A 17,317-nucleotide genomic window follows, 5' to 3' on the forward strand; every position below is an offset into this window, starting at 1 on the left:
GAAAGCCTCAGTCCCCGAACGAGATCGTGGTCTCCGAGCATCCTGTGACGGAACGGCCCGGCGGAAACGCCGCCGGATCGGCGCCGGCGATCACCGCCTGCCGGTAGAAGGCCCGGGTTTGGTCGGCCGAGCATTCGAAGTTGGCGTTGAGGACGGCGAACGTGGCCGGGTCGGCTCCGTGGATGGGCTTGCCCATCCAGTAGACGCGCGCGTCATCGAGGGCGTACGGCCCTTCCAACGGTCGGAAGGTGGCCACGTCGGCTCCCTCGATCTGCCCGTCGAAATAGAACACGCCCGTGTCGTCCGTGGCGTAGGCACCCTGCGCGAGCTGGAACGTCGCAGGCGAGGCACCCACGATGGCCTTGCCGTTGACGAAGACGGTGCCACTGTCCTTGGCGAACAGATAGTGGTCGCTGTCGGAGATGATCACGAAGTTCTGCGGGTCGCCGGACAACACGGTGCCATCGGTCCAGTAGACGCTGGTGCTGTCCCTGGCCAGGCCACCGGCCAGGAACCCGAAGTTGTCGGGATCGCTGCTGATCGGCTGATCGTGCTGATAGACCCGGCTGTGATCTTTCGAGAACCCCGGCCGGTCCAGCAGCCGGAACGTCGCGGCGTCGGCACCCGGCAACAGCTGACCGTTGATGAACACGTGTTGCCGATCGCGGGCATAGGTGCGGTCCAGCGCCTCGAACGTCGCAGCGTCCGCGCCGTCGATCGCAAACGCCTTGCCCGGGAAAGGATTCAGATAGTAAGCGGTGTTGCCCCGCACGTGATAGCCGGCGTCGTCGAACAGCGAGTCCGGTTCCTCGCTGCGGCTGCAACCTGCCACCAGCGCCAGCAGCACAGCGCCTGCCACGGCGATGAATCTGCGCATTCGCCTATCGAAGCACCTAAACGACCGGCACATCGACGATCGGGCGCTCCACTGCGGCGCCCGGACCATCGAAATGCCACCACTCGCCGTCGTACACGGTGAAACCGCCCGCACTCATCGCATCGCGCAGGCGGGCACGGTTGGCCTGCGCGGCAGCGCTGACGCCATCGGTGGCGTAGGCGAGGCTGCGCGGCGTGAAATCGTCGAAACCGGTGCCCATGTCCACCAGGCCGTCCGCGCCGGCCAGCGTCACGTCCACCGACCGGCCGGCCACGTGACTGCGCGCGTACTCCCCCGGGCGCGCCACCCAGGCCGGATTGGGTACCTCTTCGAACATCCTCACCTGGACGCCATGGGGCCGGTAGCAGTCCCAGAAGACCAGGCGCTCGCCGCCGGGACGCAGCAGGTCCGCCGCCGTCGCCAGCCCCGGTGCCAGCGACTCGTGCACCAGGCAGCGGGCGCCCGCGGGATACAGCGCGATGCCGACGAAGTTGTCGGTCGTCGCGTAGCGCAGGTCGATCACCGCGTCGGGAACCACGGTGCGCACGTCGACGAATCCGGCCGCGCGGGCCTCCTCGGAGACCGGCGGGACCGGCGATGCGGCGCCGGTCGCGGGGTGCCCGATCGCAGCCACCGCCGCCAGGGCTCCAATGATCAAGCAGCGCAGGGCGAGAACGCTCATCTGTGCACTCTAGAGGGCGTCGGCGCGGCGGCATGGGATACCGCGGGCATAAACTGCGCTGGTGCGCGACGTCCTCGACGAATTGCTGGCGGTGTGGCAGGCCGGTGGCACCGCAGGGCTGTCCACGGTGGTGCGCACGATGAAGTCCGCGCCGCGCCCACCGGGCGCCGCGATGGTGGTGTCCCCTGACGGCAGCGTGGCCGGTTCGGTGTCGGGCGGTTGCGTGGAGGCCGCCGTGTACGAGGTCGCCAACGACGTGGTCGCCGCCGGACAACCCGAACTGCAGCGCTACGGCGTCAGCGACGATGACGCCTTCGCGGTGGGCCTGACGTGCGGCGGCATCATCGACATCTTCACCGAGGCGGTGTCGCGCAACACCTTTCCGCAGTTGGAGCGTGTCGCCGATGACATCGCCGCGCACCGCGCGGTCGCGGTGGCGACCGTCATCGCCCATCCCGACGACCGGCGCGTGGGGCGGCGGCTGATCGTCGGCACCGATTCGCGACACGGGTCGCTCGGGTCGCCGCGGGCTGACGACGCGGTGGGCGACGACGCGCGTGGTCTGCTGCTGGCGGGCCGGTCGGCGGTGCTGACGTACGGCCCCGACGGTCAGCGGCAGGAGGCCGGGATGGAGGTGTTCGTCTCCAGCTACGCACCGCGCCCTCGGATGCTGGTGTTCGGCGCCATCGACTTCGCCGCCGCGCTTGCCCAGCAGGCGGTGTTCCTGGGCTACCGGGTGACCGTCTGCGACGCCCGCCCGGTGTTCGCGACCCCGGCCCGCTTCCCCGCCGCCGAAGAGGTGGTCGTCGAGTGGCCGGACCGATACCTGGCCGCCCAGGCCGAACAGGGCTCGATCGACGAACGCACCGCGATCTGTGTCCTCACCCACGACCCGAAGTTCGACGTGCCCGTGCTCGACGTGGCGCTGCGCCTGCCCAGTGGGCGGCGGGCCGGCTACATCGGGGTGATGGGGTCACGCCGAACCCACGACGACCGCATGCAGCGACTGCGCGACATCGGCCTGACCGACGCCGAGCTGGAGCGGCTATCGAGCCCCATCGGCCTCGATCTCGGCGCCCGCACGCCCGAGGAGACCGCCGTCTCGATCGCGGCGGAGATCATCGCCCGACGCTGGGGCGGAGGCGGTCGGCCGCTCACCGAAACCGACGGCCGCATTCACCACGAGTAGTCACCCTCCCTACCCGGGGCGAGGCGACAAGGCCGCGGGCGGTGAGACAGCAATGGTGGAAATGTCGCTCTCCGATGCGATAACGTCACTCTCTACAGCCCTAGGAGTGTGATCTCGTGACCGACAGCGCCGTCGAATCCGTCTCAACGCGATACGCGGGTCGACGGGTGCCGCGCGTCGAGGACGCCCGACTTCTCACTGGTCACGGGTCTTTCGTCGACGACATCACCCGGCCCGGCATGCTGCACGCGTGCTTCGTGCGCAGCCCGTTCGCCCACGCCACGATCAACGGGATCGACGCGTCGGCAGCGCTGGCACTGCCGGGCGTCCACGCGGTGTTCACGGCCGCCGACCTCAACCCCGAGGTCAGGGAGGCCTGGCACGCCGTCGCGGGGAAGGACATCCCCGATACGCCCCGCCCGCCGCTGGCCGAGGGCGAGGTCAAGTTCGTCGGCGATCCCGTCGCCCTCGTCATCGCCGACAACCGGTACGTGGCCGAAGACGCCGTCGACCTCGTCGAGGTGGACTACCAGCCGTTGCCCGCGGTCGCCGATTTCCGGCGGGCCGTCGGCGGTGACGGCGCAGGTGCGCCCGTCGTGCACGGCGAGTATCCGGACAACGTCGCGGGCGGAATGGGTGGCATGCCACCCGACGAGGAGCTGTTCGCCACCGCGCCCCATGTCGTCGAGGAACACATCTACCAGCAGATGTACGTCCCGGTGCCGATGGAGACCCGGGGGCTGGTGGTCGAGTGGACCTCGACCACCGAGGAACTCACCGTATGGGCGTCCACCCAGACCCCGCACGAGCTGCGGGCATTCGCCGCCCGGCTGCTCGGCATCCCCGCCCAGGGGGTGCGGGTCATCATGCGCGACACCGGCGGGGCGTTCGGCCAGAAGGTCGTGCCGATGCGCGAGGACATGTGCATTCTGCTGGCCGCACGCAAGGTGCCGTCCGCGTTGAAGTGGATCGAGGACCGACGTGAGAACCTGATGTCGGCCGGGCAATCCCGGCATGTCGACGGCACCGTGCGCATGGCGTTCGACTCCGACGGAAAGATCCTGGCCGCCGACATCGACTTCATCCAGGACGTGGGCGCCTATCCGACGCCCTACCCGGTGCTCACCACCGCGGCCATCGGCATGTTCTTCCCCGGCCCCTACCGCGTCCCGAAGGCCAGCTTCAACTACAAGACGGTGTTCTCCAACACCCCCGGCCTGCACGCCTACCGCGGCCCGTGGCAGTACGAAACCCTCACCCGCGAAATGCTTCTCGACTGCGCGGCCCGCAAGATCGGGATGGATCCTGTCGAGCTGCGCCGCATCAACATCCTGCGCGGCGACGAGATGCCGTATTTCAATCCCAACGGCATGCCGTACGACAACTGCGCGCCTGCGGATACCTTCGAGCAGGCCGTGAAGATTCTCGATCACGAAGGCTTCCGCAAGGAGCAGGCCGACGCACTCGCCGAAGGCCGCTACCTCGGGCTGGGCTTCTCGGCCTACATCGAACCCACCGGCGCAGCCACCGGCCACCTCGCCACCGAGGGTGCCACCGTCCGGATGGAGTCCACCGGCAAGATCAACGTCTACGTCAACGGCGGCTCGGCGGGCAACAGCATCGAGACCACCGTCGTGCAGCTCACCGCCGATGCGTTGGGCGCCGATATCGACGATGTATCCGCCACCCAGGGCGACACCGCCGTCACCCCGTACGGCGCGGGCACCCAGGGCAGCCGCAGCGGGCCGATGACGGCAGGCGCGGTCAACGAGGCCGGCACGATCCTGCGTGGGCAGATCGTCGCGATCGCCGCCCAGATCCTCGGCGTCGACGACTCCGACATCGAACTCGCGGACTCGAAGGCGAGCAGCCGCAGCGACCCCGGCACGTGTGTCAGCTTCGCCGACATCGCGTTCCGGTCCTACTACGAGCCCGGCCAGCTCGGCGGCATCTCTCCGACGCTCGAGGCGACGGCACGCTTCAACTCGCAGGCGATGATCCACTGGGCCAACGCAACTCACGTGTGCACGTGCGAGGTGGACATCGAGACCGGCCGGGTGACCCTGACGCGCTACATCGTCAGCGAAGACGTCGGCCCGATGATCAACCCGAATGTGGTCGAAGGTCAGGTCGCGGGCGGCACGGTCCAGGGCATCGGCGGCGCGCTGCTGGAAAAGCTCGCCTACGACGACGCGGGCAACCCCGTGGCGTCGACGTTCGTGGACTACCTCCTGCCCACTGCCACCGAAGTACCGCCCATCGAGTTCGGCCACGTCGAGATTCCCGGTCCCGGTGTCGGCGGTTACAAAGGCGCAGGCGAAGGTGGCGCGATCGGGTCACCCCCCGCGGTCATCAACGCGATCAACGATGCGCTTGCCCCGCTCGGGGTGACGGTGACGCAGTTGCCCGCCTCCCCGGCCACGATCGTCGACCTCATCGAGAAGGCTTCCAGAAAGGACCACTGAACGTGGAGCTGCACAACGAATTCCGGGTAGCAGTGCCTCCCGCGAAGGTCTGGGAGGTGTTCACCGACGGCGAACGCGTCGCGCCGTGTCTTCCCGGCGCCACGCTGCTGTCTGTCGACGGTGACACGTTCCACGGAGCGGTCAAGGTGAAGGTCGGCCCCATCACCGTGTCGTACAAGGGCGTGGCGACCTACCAGGACACGGACGCGGCGGCGCAGCGGATCGTGCTACGGGCCGAAGGCAAGGAGACCCGTGGCAACGGCACGGCCGCGGCGACCGTCACCGCGCATCTCAAAGACGAGGGGTCCGAATCGGATCCGGCGACCCACGTGGTCATCAGCACCGACCTCGCGATCTCGGGCAAGGCGGCGCAGTTCGGGCGCGGTGTCCTCGCCGACGTCTCGGGCAACCTGATCGCCCAGTTCGCCAAGACGCTGGAAGCCGAGCTGCTCGGCGGATCGGCGACACCGGCCACCACCGCGCCGACAGCAGAAACCGCTGCGGTGGCACCGCAGCCGGGCGGCGACTCCGTCGACCTGCTGAAGGTCGTCGCGGTACCGATCGCCAAACGGTATGCGCCGCTGCTGGTTGCGGCCGCAGCCGCCGGGGCGCTGGGCTTCCTGGCCGGCCGCCGCACGCGCAAGGGCCCCGCCGCCGTCTTGGCCGACGACCTTCAGGCTGCGCTCGCCCGGCTGCTGGCGTGAGGGCGGAATCGTGAAAGCTGCCCCCTTCGCCTACCACCGGCCGGCCTCCGTCGCCGACGCCGTGGGCCTGCTCGGCGAGTACGGCGACGAGGCGAAGATCCTCGCCGGCGGCCAGAGTCTGGTGCCGATGCTCGCCATGCGCCTGACCCACTTCGAGAACCTGATCGACATCTCCCGGATCGAGGAGCTGCGCAACATCGAGTTGCGCGACGGGGCGGTGCGCATCGGGGCAGGTACTCCGCATGCGCTGGTAGGCATGGATGACGAAGTGGCGGAATCGGTTCCACTGCTCACACTGTCCACACCGCACATCGGGCACTTCCAGATCCGCACGCGTGGAACCCTCGGCGGCGCCATCGCCCATGCGGATCCCGCCGCCGAGTACGCCGCGGTCGCCCTGGCGTTGGACGCCGAGATCGAGGCGACGTCCGCGCGCGGCAGCAGGCGCATCCCGGCCTCGGAGTTCTTCACCGGTCTCTGGGAGACCTCGCTGGCTCCCGACGAGATGCTCACCGCGGTGACGTTTCCGGCGTGGTCGGGGCGTACCGGCTTCTCCGTCCAGGAATTCGCGCGCAGGCACGGCGATTTCGCCATCGCCGGCGCGACGGTCGCGGTGCAGCTCGGTGGTGACGACGTCGTGACCCGCTGCGGCATCGGGCTGCTGGGCATGGGCTCGACACCGGAACGCGGTACCGCCGCGGAGCAGGCCGTCGTGGGGCGTGCCGTCTCCGACATCAGCGCCGACGAGGTGGGCCGGTTGGCGGTCGCAGAGCTCGCCGACGTTCCCGCCGACCTGCAGGGAACCGCGTCCTACCGCACGAAAGTGTGCGCGACGATGGTCGCGCGCGCATGGTCGCAGGCAACCACGGAGGCTCTTCATGACTGACATTCCCGTCGAAGTCTCGGTCAACGGGCGCCGGTACACGGCCGCAGTGGAACCGCGGCTGACGCTGGCCGACTACCTGCGGGAGCGCTGCGGGCTCACCGGCACCCACCTCGGCTGTGAGCACGGCGCCTGCGGAGCCTGCACGGTACTGCTCGACGGCCAGGCGGTGCGGTCATGTCTGGTGTTCGCCGTGCAGGTCGACGGCCAGGAGGTCACCACCGTCGAGGGCATCGCCGACGACAACGGCGAGCTCTCGCCCGTGCAGGCCGCGATGCGTGACTGCCATGGACTGCAATGTGGCTTCTGCACACCGGGATTCGTCACCAGCATCACCGCACTGCTGCGAGACAATCCGACCCCGTCCGACGACGAGATCCGCGAGGGCCTGTCCGGCAACTTCTGCCGGTGCACCGGGTATCAGGGCATCATCAACGCCGTGAAGCAGGCCGCCGCGAACATGGCCTGACCGCCTTGCGCCGTTGTGCGGCAAGCTGAAGCCATGAGAATCGGATTCATCGGGCTGGGCAACATGGGATCGGCGATGGCGGCGAACCTGGTGACCGCGGGCCACGAGGTGACGGCCTACAACAGATCACCCGGCAGGGTCGCCGAGCTCGCCGAACGGGGTGCGGCACCGGCATCGACGGTCGCCGCGGCGTGTGGCGGGGACGTCGTTATCACGATGCTGGCCGACGACGCGGCGGTCGAGGGGGTGACGTTCGGTACAGACGGGGAACCCGGCATCGTGGATTCGTTACCGTCCGGGGCCATCCACGTCTCGTCGAGCACCATCAGCGTGGATCTCGCGGAGCGCATCGGGGCCGCCCACGCGAAGGCCGGCCAGCGCTTCGTATCAGCGCCGGTGTTCGGCCGACCGGAGGCGGCCGCCGCGGCCGCGCTGTTCGTGGTAGCCGCCGGCGCCGAGGACGCGGTACGTGACCTCGCACCGGTCTTCGACGCAGTCGGCCAGCGCACCTTCGAGGTCTCCCCTGATCCGAAGGTCGCCAATCTGGTGAAGCTGTCCGGCAACTTCCTGATCGCCTCGGTCATCGAATCCCTCGGCGAGGCGATGGCCTTGGTCGGCAAGGCCGGCGTGGACAAGCAGACATACCTGGACCTGCTGACGTCGACCCTGTTCGCCGCACCCGCCTACAAGACCTACGGCGGACTGATCGCACGCGACGAGTTCGAACCCGCGGGGTTCGCCGCGCACCTCGGTCTCAAGGACGTCCGCCTGGTGCTGGAGGCGGGCGAAGAACTCGAGGTGGCGCTGCCGATCGCCAGCCTGCTGCGAGACCGCTTCCTGACGCTGCTTGCCGGGGGTGGGCGCGATCTGGACTGGTCGGCATGCGGCGCGCTGGCCGCCTGGGAGGCGGGCGGCCCCAGGCCGGGGCAGGGCTGACCTGGTCGCCGCCGTCCGTTTCCTAGACGTGCGGCACCGTGGCCCGGATGCCGGCGAGCACCACGCCGACAATGCGCTCCGCGTCTGCGCGGGTGAACGGGCGAATGCCGCGGTTGACGATGAGATGCACTGGGCCGGAGATCATCTCGCCGAGGAATGCGCTGTCGATGGCGGGGAGCTCACCCCGGTCGACGGCGGCATGCACCCGCCGCTGCATGGCGGCTACGCGTTGATCGAGGATCCGGCTCAGCGCCTGGACAGCGGAGGGCTGACCCGCCGGCTGCATCGCCTGCTCGAGCGTCCGCCCAAACGGCGTCTCCAGACCGCCGGCGAGCGCCAGCAGGAAGTCCACCAGATCCCGCTGGATGTCGCCGGTGTCGGCGATCGAGGCCAGATCGTCGGCGTAGCGCAGCAGAGCGTCGACGACCAGCTCCTCGCGGTCAGGCCAGTTGCGATAGACGCTGGTCTTGTGCACGCCGGCGTACTCCGCGACTTCCTCGTACCGGAAGCCCGCGATGCCGTCGCGCGCGACCAGCTCGGCGGTCGCGGCGAGGATCTGCGCTCTCACCCGCGCGTTGCGGCCACCGGGGCGCCGTGCGGGCGCCCGGTCGCCGTGCCCACGGTCGATCGCCGGGTCCATCAGCGCGCTCACCACCTGTCCCGTACCCGAGTGCCCGATTGTCGCCAGGGCCGGCGTTGCGGTGCAAACCGGCGACCCGTACCGTACCCCACTAAAGCGACAAAAAGTTGCTTTTAGACATTCCCCTGACTGCTGGGAGCGCAATCGTGAACATCCTCGTCTCACGAGCCCGAATCGCCGGGCTCGCCCGCGCACGCGAGCTCGACATGCGTGGCCACGACGTCACCGTCGTCGCGGCGTGATCCGGCCGGCCCGCCGGCGCGCGTGGTGAACGACGCGCTGCACAACGCCGTCGCCGGTAACCGGGAGCACCGCTGGAGTGGGCGGCTCGTGCTCTGGGCGGCCGTTCTGACCCTGGCCAACGTCCTGGCCGACGTCGTCATCGGCTCGCCGATGATGGTGCTGCCTCAGCTGCTCGATCATTTCGACACCGACCAGGTCGGGTGGCTGAACACCGGCGCGATGCTGGCGGGTGCGATCTGGTCACCGCTACTCGCGAAGAGTTCCGACGTCTTCGGTAAACGCCGAATCCTCGTCGTCACGCTGCTCGTCGCCGGTGCGGGAGCGCTGGTGTGTCTCATCGCCCCGAATGTCTGGATATTTCTCGCGGGCCGTTTCCTCCAGGGTGCCGCGTTCGCGGCGGTCTTCATCACCGTGACTCTCGTTCTGCAGATCTGTGGCCCCCGGGTGGCCATGGCCATGGTCGGACTGGTGACGTCCGGTTCGTCGATCGTGGGAATCATCGAACCGTTCCTGATGAAGCCGGTCATCGATGCCTTCGGCTATCGCGGCGTATTCATCGCGTCGGCGCTGCTGGCCGCGGCGGCCGCGCTGTGCGTACGTGCCGTCATCCCGGAGTCGCCGATCCGCAGCCCCGGCCGGATCGATCTGGGCGGGGCAGTCCTCCTCGGCGGTGGACTCGGCGCCGTGCTCGGCTACATCAGCCTCGGGAGAGACCTCGGGTGGTTGTCCGGGGGGATGACCATGCTGTTGGCGGGCGGTGTCGCGGCGCTGACGGCCTGGGCCGCCCTGGCACTGAGGGTCGACGAACCCATCATCGACCTCCGCGCACTGAGCCGGCCGATCCTGCTGACGCTGCTGACGTTGGTGCTGGCCGCCGGCTCATTCCGGAGCATGCTGCAACTCACCAGCATCGTCGCCCAGGTACCGCCCGATCTGGGGCTTGGTTACGGTCTGGGCCACGGCGAGGCGATCGCAGTGCTGCTCGCCGCGCCGAACGTCGGCATCGCGATCGGCGGCATCTGCGCCGGCTGGCTCGCGGGGCGGATCGGTCCGGCACTACCTCTACTCGGCGGCATCGGCCTCGGGACGACGGCGACCTTCGCGATGCTGGCCGGTGTGTCTTTGCTCCCGCTGGCGGTCGCATGCGGCGTCATGGTCGGCCTGGCCGCCGGCGCGATCGGCACCTCCGGATACAACCTCGCGACCGGCGTCGGGCCGCCCGAACGTCAGGGCACCGTCGCCGGTCTGGTGTCGGTCGTCATGGCCCTCGGCTCCGTCGTCGTCAGCATTGCCGGCGGTGAGGTGCTCAAGGCGACTCAGATGTCCGGGGTCGACGCCGGCGACCCCGTGGCGAGCACGGCGTTCGGCGTACATCTCTACATCGCGATGTCGGGAGGACTCTTCCTCCTCGCCGCGCTGCCCGCGATCATGCTGGCACGCGACCGTGCCGGTCTACGTGGCGACGACCCCGCGCAGTCCGTCGGCCCCGAACAGCGGCTCCAGCATCGCTGACAGGTCCGGGCCGCGACGGAGCCCGTGCCCACCGTCGACGTTGATGACCTGGCCGGTGATGAAGCTGGCCGCATCGCTGAGCAGGAACACCGCCAGGTTGGCGACGTCCTCGACCTCGCCCACCCGTGGCAGCGGCGTGCAGAGTCGGTAATCCTCGCTCAGCGCGGGGGTGTCGATGACCGGCGCGACCATGTCCGTGCGAGTGAGTCCGGGCCGAATGCCGTTCACGCGCACCGACGACGGGCCGAGCTCGTCGGCGGCCACCATCATCAGGTGATCGAGCGCCGCCTTGGTGGGGCCGTAGGCGCCGAACCAGCGATGGGTGTTGCTCGAGGCGATCGACGAGATACCGACGAACGATCCGCCACCGCCCCGGACCAGTTCGCGCGCGGCGTGCTTGAGCACGTACATCGTGCCGTTGAGGTTGAGGTCGACGGTGTTGCGCCACGCCGCGCTATCCATCTGCGTCAGCGGTCCGATGGTCTCGGAGCCACCGGCGCTGTGCACCACGCCGTCGAGGCGTCCGTGCCAGGCGGTGGCGGCCGCCACCAGTCGCGACGCCTGATCCTCGTCGGTCACGTCGGCGGGCTCATAGATCACCGTGCCCGCGCCGTCGCCGCCATGGGCCGTGATCTCCTCCGCCGCGGCAGCCAGCTTGTCGGCGTTGCGCCCGGCCAGCACCGCGTTACCCCCGGAGGCCACGACCGCGGCGGCGATCCCCTTGCCGATCCCGCTGCCACCGCCGGTGATCAGGTACGTGCGATCCGTTAACGAGAGCAGCATTGAGGAAATCCCTCCGACGAGTGCGCGATGGAAGCCTATCTAACTAGAACAGGTTCCAGTTATACGTCACGGCTCGTCGCGGCGGGCCAGCTTCGGCGCACCGAGGGTGCGCCAGTCCGGCACATCGGGCGCTAACCCGACCGGATACCGGTTCTCGTTGGTCGCCGCCCAGTGCGCATGCCCGAGTTCGTGGATGTGGAACGCGTGCCGCAACGCCTCGGCGAAGCCCATGGCGTCGCTGGCCGCGTTCACCGAGTCCTTCACCAGCAGGGCGGCCATCGTCGGACGCTCGGCGATCCGACGGGCGAACTCCAGGGTCTTGTCCTCCAGCTCCGCGCGGGCAAACACCTTCGACACCATTCCGAGCCTGTGCGCCTCGTCGGCGTCGATCGCGTCCCCGGTGAGCAGCAGCTCCTTGGCCTTGCGGGCACCGAACTCCCAGGGGTGCGCGTAGTACTCGACGCCGGGCATGCCCATGCGCACCGCGACGACATCGCTGAACCTCGCGTCGTCGGCGGCCACGATCAGATCGCAGGCCCAGATCAACATCAGTGCCGCCGAGATGGCGTTGCCCTGCACCTGGGCGATGGTGATCTTGCGCAGGTCACGCCAGCGGGTGGTGTTCTCGAAGAAGTAGTGCCACTCCTGCAGATACGTCCGCTCGGTCACCGACCCCCGCGTCGCCCCGTTGAACCGAAACGTGGGGTGCTGACCAGCGCCCGGCGCCCGCTCGGCGAGCGCTTCCTCGGACCCGAGATCGTGGCCTGCCGAGAAGTTCTTTCCGCGCGCCGCGAGGATGACCACTCGCACGTCGTCGTCGGCCTCCGCCCGCCCGAACGCCTCGTCCAGCTGGACCAGCAACGTGCGCGACTGCGCGTTCTGCGCCTCCGGCCGGTTCAACCAGATGCGTGCGATGCGACCGTCATCGAGGGTCTCGTATGTCACCTGCTCGGGGTTTGCCACCCGTTGCACATTACGGCCGAAGTGTCACGGCCACGAACTAGGGCCTCGGCTCTCACCTCGAAGTTGGCTAGAGTTGTGCCATGCCCGCCAAACCTGACCCCGCCGAGATCGGCGACGTCGAACCGATCGCCGACGTCACCGAACGCCAGGCTCGCCAAGTTGTCGCCGCGTACGCGACCGACGCCGACGAGTGCCGCGTCTTCCTGTCGATGCTCGGCATCGGACCGGCGAAGCTCACCGACGCCTAATGACGGACCAGAGCGGCCCTGAGGTCCGCTCCGGCTCGGCGCACCCTGCTCCACCTTCGGCGTCGGCCGATTTCGTGGTCGTGGCCAACCGCCTCCCCATCGACATCGTCCGGTTGCCTGACGGCACCACCGAGTTCAAACAGAGCCCCGGCGGCCTGGTGACCGCCCTCGAACCCCTACTTCGGCGGCGCCGCGGCGCCTGGATCGGCTGGCCGGGTATCCCCGAGGAGCCGGACGACCCCAACGGCTCGGACGAGCCGATCGAGCTCGACGGAATGACGCTGGTCCCGGTTCGCCTGAGCGCCCAGGACGTGGCCGAGTACTACGAGGGTTTCTCCAACGCGACCCTGTGGCCGCTGTACCACGACGTCATCGTCAAGCCGATCTACCACCGGCAGTGGTGGGACCGCTACGTCGAGGTCAACCGGCGATTCGCCGAAGCGACCGCACGCACAGCCGCCGAGGGCGCGACCGTCTGGGTGCAGGATTACCAGCTGCAGCTGGTTCCCAAGATGTTGCGCATGCTGCGGCCCGACGTGACCATCGGCTTCTTCCTGCACATCCCCTTCCCCCCGGTCGAGCTGTTCATGCAGATGCCGTGGCGCACCGAGATCATCGAAGGTCTCCAGGGCGCCGATCTGGTGGGCTTCCACTTGCCCGGCGGCGCACAGAACTTCCTGATCCTGTCCCGTCGGCTGGTCGGCGCCACCACCTCGCGTGGCAACGTCGGTGTGCGCTCCCGCTTCGGCGAAGTGCATGTCGGATTCCGCACCGTCAAGGTTGGCGCGTTCCCGATCTCCATCGACTCGACCGAGCTGGACAAGCAGGCGCGCACCAAGGCGATCCGCCAGCGGGCCCGCGAGATCCGCGCCGAGTTGGGCAATCCGCGCAAGATCTTGCTCGGCGTCGACCGACTCGACTACACCAAGGGCATCGATGTGCGGCTGCGGGCGTTCTCCGAACTGCTCGAGGAGGGCCGGATCGACCCTCACGACACCGTCCTCGTCCAGCTGGCCACCCCGAGCCGCGAACGCGTGGAGAGCTACATCGCGATGCGCGAGGACATCGAGCGTCAGGTCGGGCACGTCAACGGCGAGTTCGGCGAAGTGGGCCACCCCGTCCTGCACTACCTGCATCGGCCCGTCCCCCGAGAGGACCTGGTCGCGTTCTTCGCCGCCGCCGACGTCATGCTCGTCACGCCGCTGCGGGACGGGATGAACCTCGTGGCCAAGGAATACGTGGCCTGCCGCAACGACCTCGGCGGTGCGCTGGTGCTCAGCGAGTTCACCGGCGCCGCAGCGGAATTGCGCCAGGCCTACCTGACCAACCCGCATCACCTCGAGGGCATCAAGGACACCATCGAGGCGGCACTGAATCAGACCCCCGAGGAGGGCAGGCGCCGCATGCGCGCGCTACGTCGTCAGGTGCTCGCCCACGACGTCGACCGGTGGGCGCGATCCTTCCTCGACGCCCTGGCCAACAAGCCGCAGCAGCCCGAACCTGATCTTCAGCTGGAGTGACAACGCTCAAATAGGCTGCGGCGCAACGCATTACATTAGCGTGCAATTGCGGCAAATTCGGCTCCCGGTTTTGCGGCGGGTGCGCTTGCGGCCTTCCCGTTTCAACTTGCCGCTGTCGGGCCAGCTTGAAGGCCGCCGCATTGCGCGACGGAAAATGTTCGAGGAACCTGCCGGCACCTCGCCTCGGCTCCGCCCGTTGCCCACAAGCGCCGCTCTACCGCAACAGGATTCATTGTCATTCCCATAGTCGCGCCAGCGATTATTGACAGTCGCGGCAAAGCGCAGAATTGACGCCGCTGCGCGATATCGCCATTAGTTTCTATGTGACATTGCGTCACATATTACGTCTTTCGCGCACTTCAAGATCTTTTCGGCTTTCTCAAATTTCTCCTCCAGCAAATGGTTAATGTTCCCGCTGTCGCGCACGAAGATGCGGCCCAAGAGCAGTATTCACCCACTCCTGAAGGGGTTCAGTCATGTCCAAGCACCGCACAAGAGGCCGGCAGTTGGCGGTAAAGGGGTATCTGGCCACAGGCGTATCCGGCGCAGCACTGGTGGGAGTTGGCCTCCTGCTGTCCTGGCCCTCCGACCTACCGGCGCCCGTCACTTCAGACGTCCGTCTGGCATCGACCGAATCCTCCCTCGCTCCCGAGGGCAGCGATCCCAATCCGTGGCTGATCGGGCAGGGCGGTGCGCTGCAGGTCAACTCGCACAACGGTGCTCGGTCGCAGACCCTCTCGGCTGCGGCACCGGCGATCGCACTGCGGCCGATGATCGGGCCGGGCGGCTGGCTCATCGGAGACGGGCTCGACGCGCTGGCACTGGACCCGACATGCACTGTCGGGTGCAAGGGCGGCAATGGCGGTCTGCTGAGCGGCAACGGCGGCGACGGCGCCTTCGGCGGGGCCGGCGGCAGCGGCGGCTTCTTCTTCGGCAACGGCGGCAACGGCGGCCAGGGCGTGGACGCGTACACGACAACGGACGGGACCCGCGTGGCTGCGGTGTCGGGAGGCGTCGGCGGCAACGGCGGCTTCTTCTTCGGTGATGCCGGCGACGGCGGCAACGGCGGCAATGACTACAACTCCTCGAATTCGTCGACGCCAGGTGCCAACGACGCTGTCGGCGCATCGGGCGGTGCCGGCGGTCGAGGCGGTTACCTCGGCGGTAACGGCGGTAACGGCGGCATCGGCGGGCTCGCCGACTCGGTCAACGGAGACGCCGACGGCGGCGACGGCGGCAGGGGTGGTAGTGCCAGCACCGGCACCGGTGGCACCGGCGGTGCCGGTGGCTCAGGTTCCAGTGACGCCGACAGCACCCACACCGTAACCGGCGGCAACGGCGGCGCAGGCGGGGACGGAGCGCCCGGCGGGGCCGGCGGCAACGGCGGCACGGTGAACAACGCCTTCGGCAACGGCGCGAACGGAGTCGGCGGCAGCGGTGGCGCCGGGGGCTCATCGAGCAGCGGCGCCGGCGGGGCCGGTGGCAAGGGCGGGTTCGTGGCCACCGACGAAGGTGACGCCACGGGCGGGGCAGGAGGCGCAGGTGGCCGCGCCAATGGCTCGGCAACCGGCGGCGACGGCGGCGACGGTGCCTCGGCAAGTTCCGCCGGCGACAACCGATTCGGCGAGGACGGCAACGGCGGCATAGCGGTCGGTGGCGCGGGCGGAGCCGGCGGCAGCGGCGGCGCGTCAGGCGGCGACGGCGGCGACGGCGGTACTGCCGATACCGACGGTGGGCCTGCCGCCAGTGGCGGCGACGGTGGCGGCGGCGGAGCGGGCGGATTCGTCGGCGGCGACGGCGGCTCCGGCGGTGACGGCGGCGGCGCACTGGGCGGCGACACCAACACTCCCGGCGACGGCGGCTCCGGCGGTTCGGGCGGCCTTGGCGGCAGCGACGGCGACAGCGGTTCCGACGGAACCTCCGGCGCCGACTAGCGGATCCGCGAAAGAGCGGCGTCCCTGCGGTTAGCGGGGACGCCGCTTGCCGGCCACAGATCTCAGATCGGTGTGATGTAGTTGATCAGCCACTTGTCGCCGATCTTCTGGTAGTCCACGCGTAGCCGGCTGCCGTCATAGATGGGCTGGCGGGACTTGTCGGTCACGGTCCGATTCATGTACACCATCACCGATGCCGACGTGCGTTGCGCGGCAAGCACTCCCGCGCCGACCACGTTAGCCTGGCTGACCAGCTGACGCTCCCGGGCCTGCGGGATGATGTCCTTGTTGGCGCGTTCCTGGAACTCTTGCCGGTAGCTGGGCGTCAGCAACGGATAGACCTCGGTGAGGCTGCGTTCCACGGTCTGGTAGTCGTACCCGAACACGCGCGGAATCTGCTCGATGGCCAGCGACGGAAGTTCCGCGCGGGCCGATTGCTCGCTGCGCAATTCGACGCCGTCCCAGAAGAGCCAGCCCCCGACAGCACCCAGGCCGACGAACGCCGTCGACAACACGACCGCCAGCGCACCCAGGAGCTTGGCGACACGCTTGCTCATCAGTTACCGCCATCCGGGTATTTGAGGTCGTAGCCGGTCATGTGACCGTTGTCGTCCTCGTGCACGATGACCCGCATCCGGTACGGCTGCGACGGCTTGTTGGTGCCGTCGATGTCGGTCACGGTGACGCGCACCGACACCAACACCGCGGCGTTGTTGCTGATGTCGTCGACCTTCTCCAGTGCGGCCCCGTTGATTACCGCCTCGGAAGTGGCGTTGGTGTCGCGGAAGATCGCCTTCAGGTTCTCGACGTTGTTGTCCTGACTGAGCATGTCGCGCAGTGGGCCACTGGTGTTGTCCACGAAGCGGTTCACGCTGTCGTCGATGTCGTCCTGCGAGTACGAGAACATATTGACCACGAGCTGCGACGCCGTATCGACGAAGCGCTGGTCGCGGGCCATCTGGGCGCGCTCACCGTCCTGGCTGGCCCACATCCACCCGATGCCACCTGCGAGGACGCCGGCGAGGACCACCAGCGCCACGAGGGCGACCACCGCGACGCGTCCTCGGTTGGGCGCCCTCCGCGGCGGTGGCGCCACCGATCGTTTGGGCCGGGTCTTGGATGCCTGCGGGGCCGCGGGCACGGTCAGTTCGACGGCGGGTACGGCCTGTTCGGAACCGGCGGCACTGCCGGCCGGCCCCGCTGCCCGCGATGCGCGCCGACGGACACGCCGACCCCCATCGTGGGGTGCGTCTTCTACCACTGCGTTGT

17 protein-coding genes are annotated in these 17,317 nt (G+C 68.7%); 10 read left to right on the forward strand and 7 right to left on the reverse strand.

Features of this window, described 5'->3' with window-relative positions; genetic code table 11:
* Positions 1-7: 7 nt before the first annotated feature.
* Positions 8-877, reverse strand: a complete 870-nt coding sequence (locus EL337_RS24560; RefSeq protein WP_048633640.1) for a DKNYY domain-containing protein — start codon at positions 875-877, stop codon at positions 8-10.
* Between the two features lie 16 nt (positions 878-893).
* Positions 894-1,559, reverse strand: coding sequence for a M15 family metallopeptidase (locus EL337_RS24565; RefSeq protein ID WP_048633641.1), 666 nt, complete (start codon positions 1,557-1,559; stop codon positions 894-896).
* 61 nt (positions 1,560-1,620) lie between these two features.
* Between EL337_RS24565 and EL337_RS24570 the strand changes: the two genes are divergently transcribed.
* From EL337_RS24570 to EL337_RS24595, 6 genes are all read left to right on the forward strand, one after another.
* Positions 1,621-2,748, forward strand: a complete 1,128-nt coding sequence (locus EL337_RS24570; protein ID WP_048633642.1) for an XdhC family protein — start codon at positions 1,621-1,623, stop codon at positions 2,746-2,748.
* 116 nt (positions 2,749-2,864) lie between these two features.
* Positions 2,865-5,213, forward strand: a complete 2,349-nt coding sequence (locus tag EL337_RS24575) for a xanthine dehydrogenase family protein molybdopterin-binding subunit (RefSeq protein ID WP_048633643.1) — start codon at positions 2,865-2,867, stop codon at positions 5,211-5,213.
* Positions 5,214-5,215: 2 nt separating this feature from the next.
* Positions 5,216-5,917 (forward strand): SRPBCC family protein, encoded by a 702-nt coding sequence (locus tag EL337_RS24580; protein ID WP_048633644.1) that lies wholly within the window; start codon positions 5,216-5,218, stop codon positions 5,915-5,917.
* A gap of 10 nt (positions 5,918-5,927) precedes the next feature.
* Positions 5,928-6,803: an FAD binding domain-containing protein gene (locus EL337_RS24585; RefSeq protein WP_048633645.1), complete on the forward strand. Its 876-nt coding sequence runs from the start codon at positions 5,928-5,930 to the stop codon at positions 6,801-6,803.
* Positions 6,796-7,269: a (2Fe-2S)-binding protein gene (locus tag EL337_RS24590; RefSeq protein WP_048633646.1), complete on the forward strand. Its 474-nt coding sequence runs from the start codon at positions 6,796-6,798 to the stop codon at positions 7,267-7,269. Before EL337_RS24585 ends, EL337_RS24590 begins: the two co-directional genes overlap by 8 nt.
* Before the next feature lie 33 nt (positions 7,270-7,302).
* Entirely contained in the window at positions 7,303-8,205 is a 903-nt protein-coding gene (locus tag EL337_RS24595) for an NAD(P)-dependent oxidoreductase (RefSeq protein WP_048633647.1), read from the forward strand.
* Positions 8,206-8,227: 22 nt separating this feature from the next.
* Here EL337_RS24595 and EL337_RS24600 read toward each other — a convergent pair whose 3' ends face one another.
* The gene (locus EL337_RS24600) at positions 8,228-8,857 is read right to left on the reverse strand and encodes a TetR/AcrR family transcriptional regulator (protein ID WP_232786845.1); all 630 of its coding nucleotides are present in this window, start codon (positions 8,855-8,857) and stop codon (positions 8,228-8,230) included.
* Between the two features lie 198 nt (positions 8,858-9,055).
* Between EL337_RS24600 and EL337_RS24605 the strand changes: the two genes are divergently transcribed.
* A complete protein-coding gene (locus EL337_RS24605) occupies positions 9,056-10,600 on the forward strand; it encodes an MFS transporter (RefSeq protein WP_232786846.1) in 1,545 nt (514 codons plus the stop codon).
* On the opposite strand, the gene EL337_RS24610 is transcribed toward EL337_RS24605, so the two are convergent.
* Both EL337_RS24610 and EL337_RS24615 read right to left on the reverse strand, forming a co-directional pair.
* The gene (locus tag EL337_RS24610) at positions 10,541-11,383 is read right to left on the reverse strand and encodes an SDR family oxidoreductase (RefSeq protein ID WP_048633648.1); all 843 of its coding nucleotides are present in this window, start codon (positions 11,381-11,383) and stop codon (positions 10,541-10,543) included. The genes EL337_RS24605 and EL337_RS24610 overlap by 60 nt on opposite strands.
* A 66-nt stretch (positions 11,384-11,449) precedes the next feature.
* Entirely contained in the window at positions 11,450-12,355 is a 906-nt protein-coding gene (locus EL337_RS24615) for an enoyl-CoA hydratase (RefSeq protein ID WP_048633649.1), read from the reverse strand.
* A 71-nt stretch (positions 12,356-12,426) separates the two neighbouring features.
* Between EL337_RS24615 and EL337_RS24620 the strand changes: the two genes are divergently transcribed.
* From EL337_RS24620 to EL337_RS28820, 3 genes are all read left to right on the forward strand, one after another.
* On the forward strand, positions 12,427-12,594 hold the full coding sequence (locus EL337_RS24620; protein ID WP_109860158.1) for a hypothetical protein: 168 nt from the start codon (positions 12,427-12,429) through the stop codon (positions 12,592-12,594).
* Complete coding sequence (locus EL337_RS24625) at positions 12,594-14,114, forward strand: alpha,alpha-trehalose-phosphate synthase (UDP-forming) (RefSeq protein ID WP_048633650.1); 1,521 nt, start codon at positions 12,594-12,596, stop codon at positions 14,112-14,114. The genes EL337_RS24620 and EL337_RS24625 overlap by 1 nt, the downstream gene beginning before the upstream one ends.
* Positions 14,115-14,668: 554 nt before the next feature.
* Positions 14,669-16,048 (forward strand): hypothetical protein, encoded by a 1,380-nt coding sequence (locus tag EL337_RS28820; protein ID WP_220096911.1) that lies wholly within the window; start codon positions 14,669-14,671, stop codon positions 16,046-16,048.
* Positions 16,049-16,110: 62 nt separating this feature from the next.
* Here the strand turns inward: EL337_RS28820 and EL337_RS24635 are convergent, their stop codons facing one another.
* Entirely contained in the window at positions 16,111-16,605 is a 495-nt protein-coding gene (locus EL337_RS24635; RefSeq protein WP_048633786.1) for a mammalian cell entry protein, read from the reverse strand.
* Complete coding sequence (locus EL337_RS24640; protein WP_048633785.1) at positions 16,605-17,309, reverse strand: Rv1363c family protein; 705 nt, start codon at positions 17,307-17,309, stop codon at positions 16,605-16,607. Before EL337_RS24640 ends, EL337_RS24635 begins: the two co-directional genes overlap by 1 nt.
* Between the last annotated feature and the right edge of the window lie 8 nt (positions 17,310-17,317).

The organism is Mycolicibacterium aurum, from assembly GCF_900637195.1.
GTDB classification, from domain to species: Bacteria; Actinomycetota; Actinomycetes; order Mycobacteriales; family Mycobacteriaceae; genus Mycobacterium; species Mycobacterium aurum.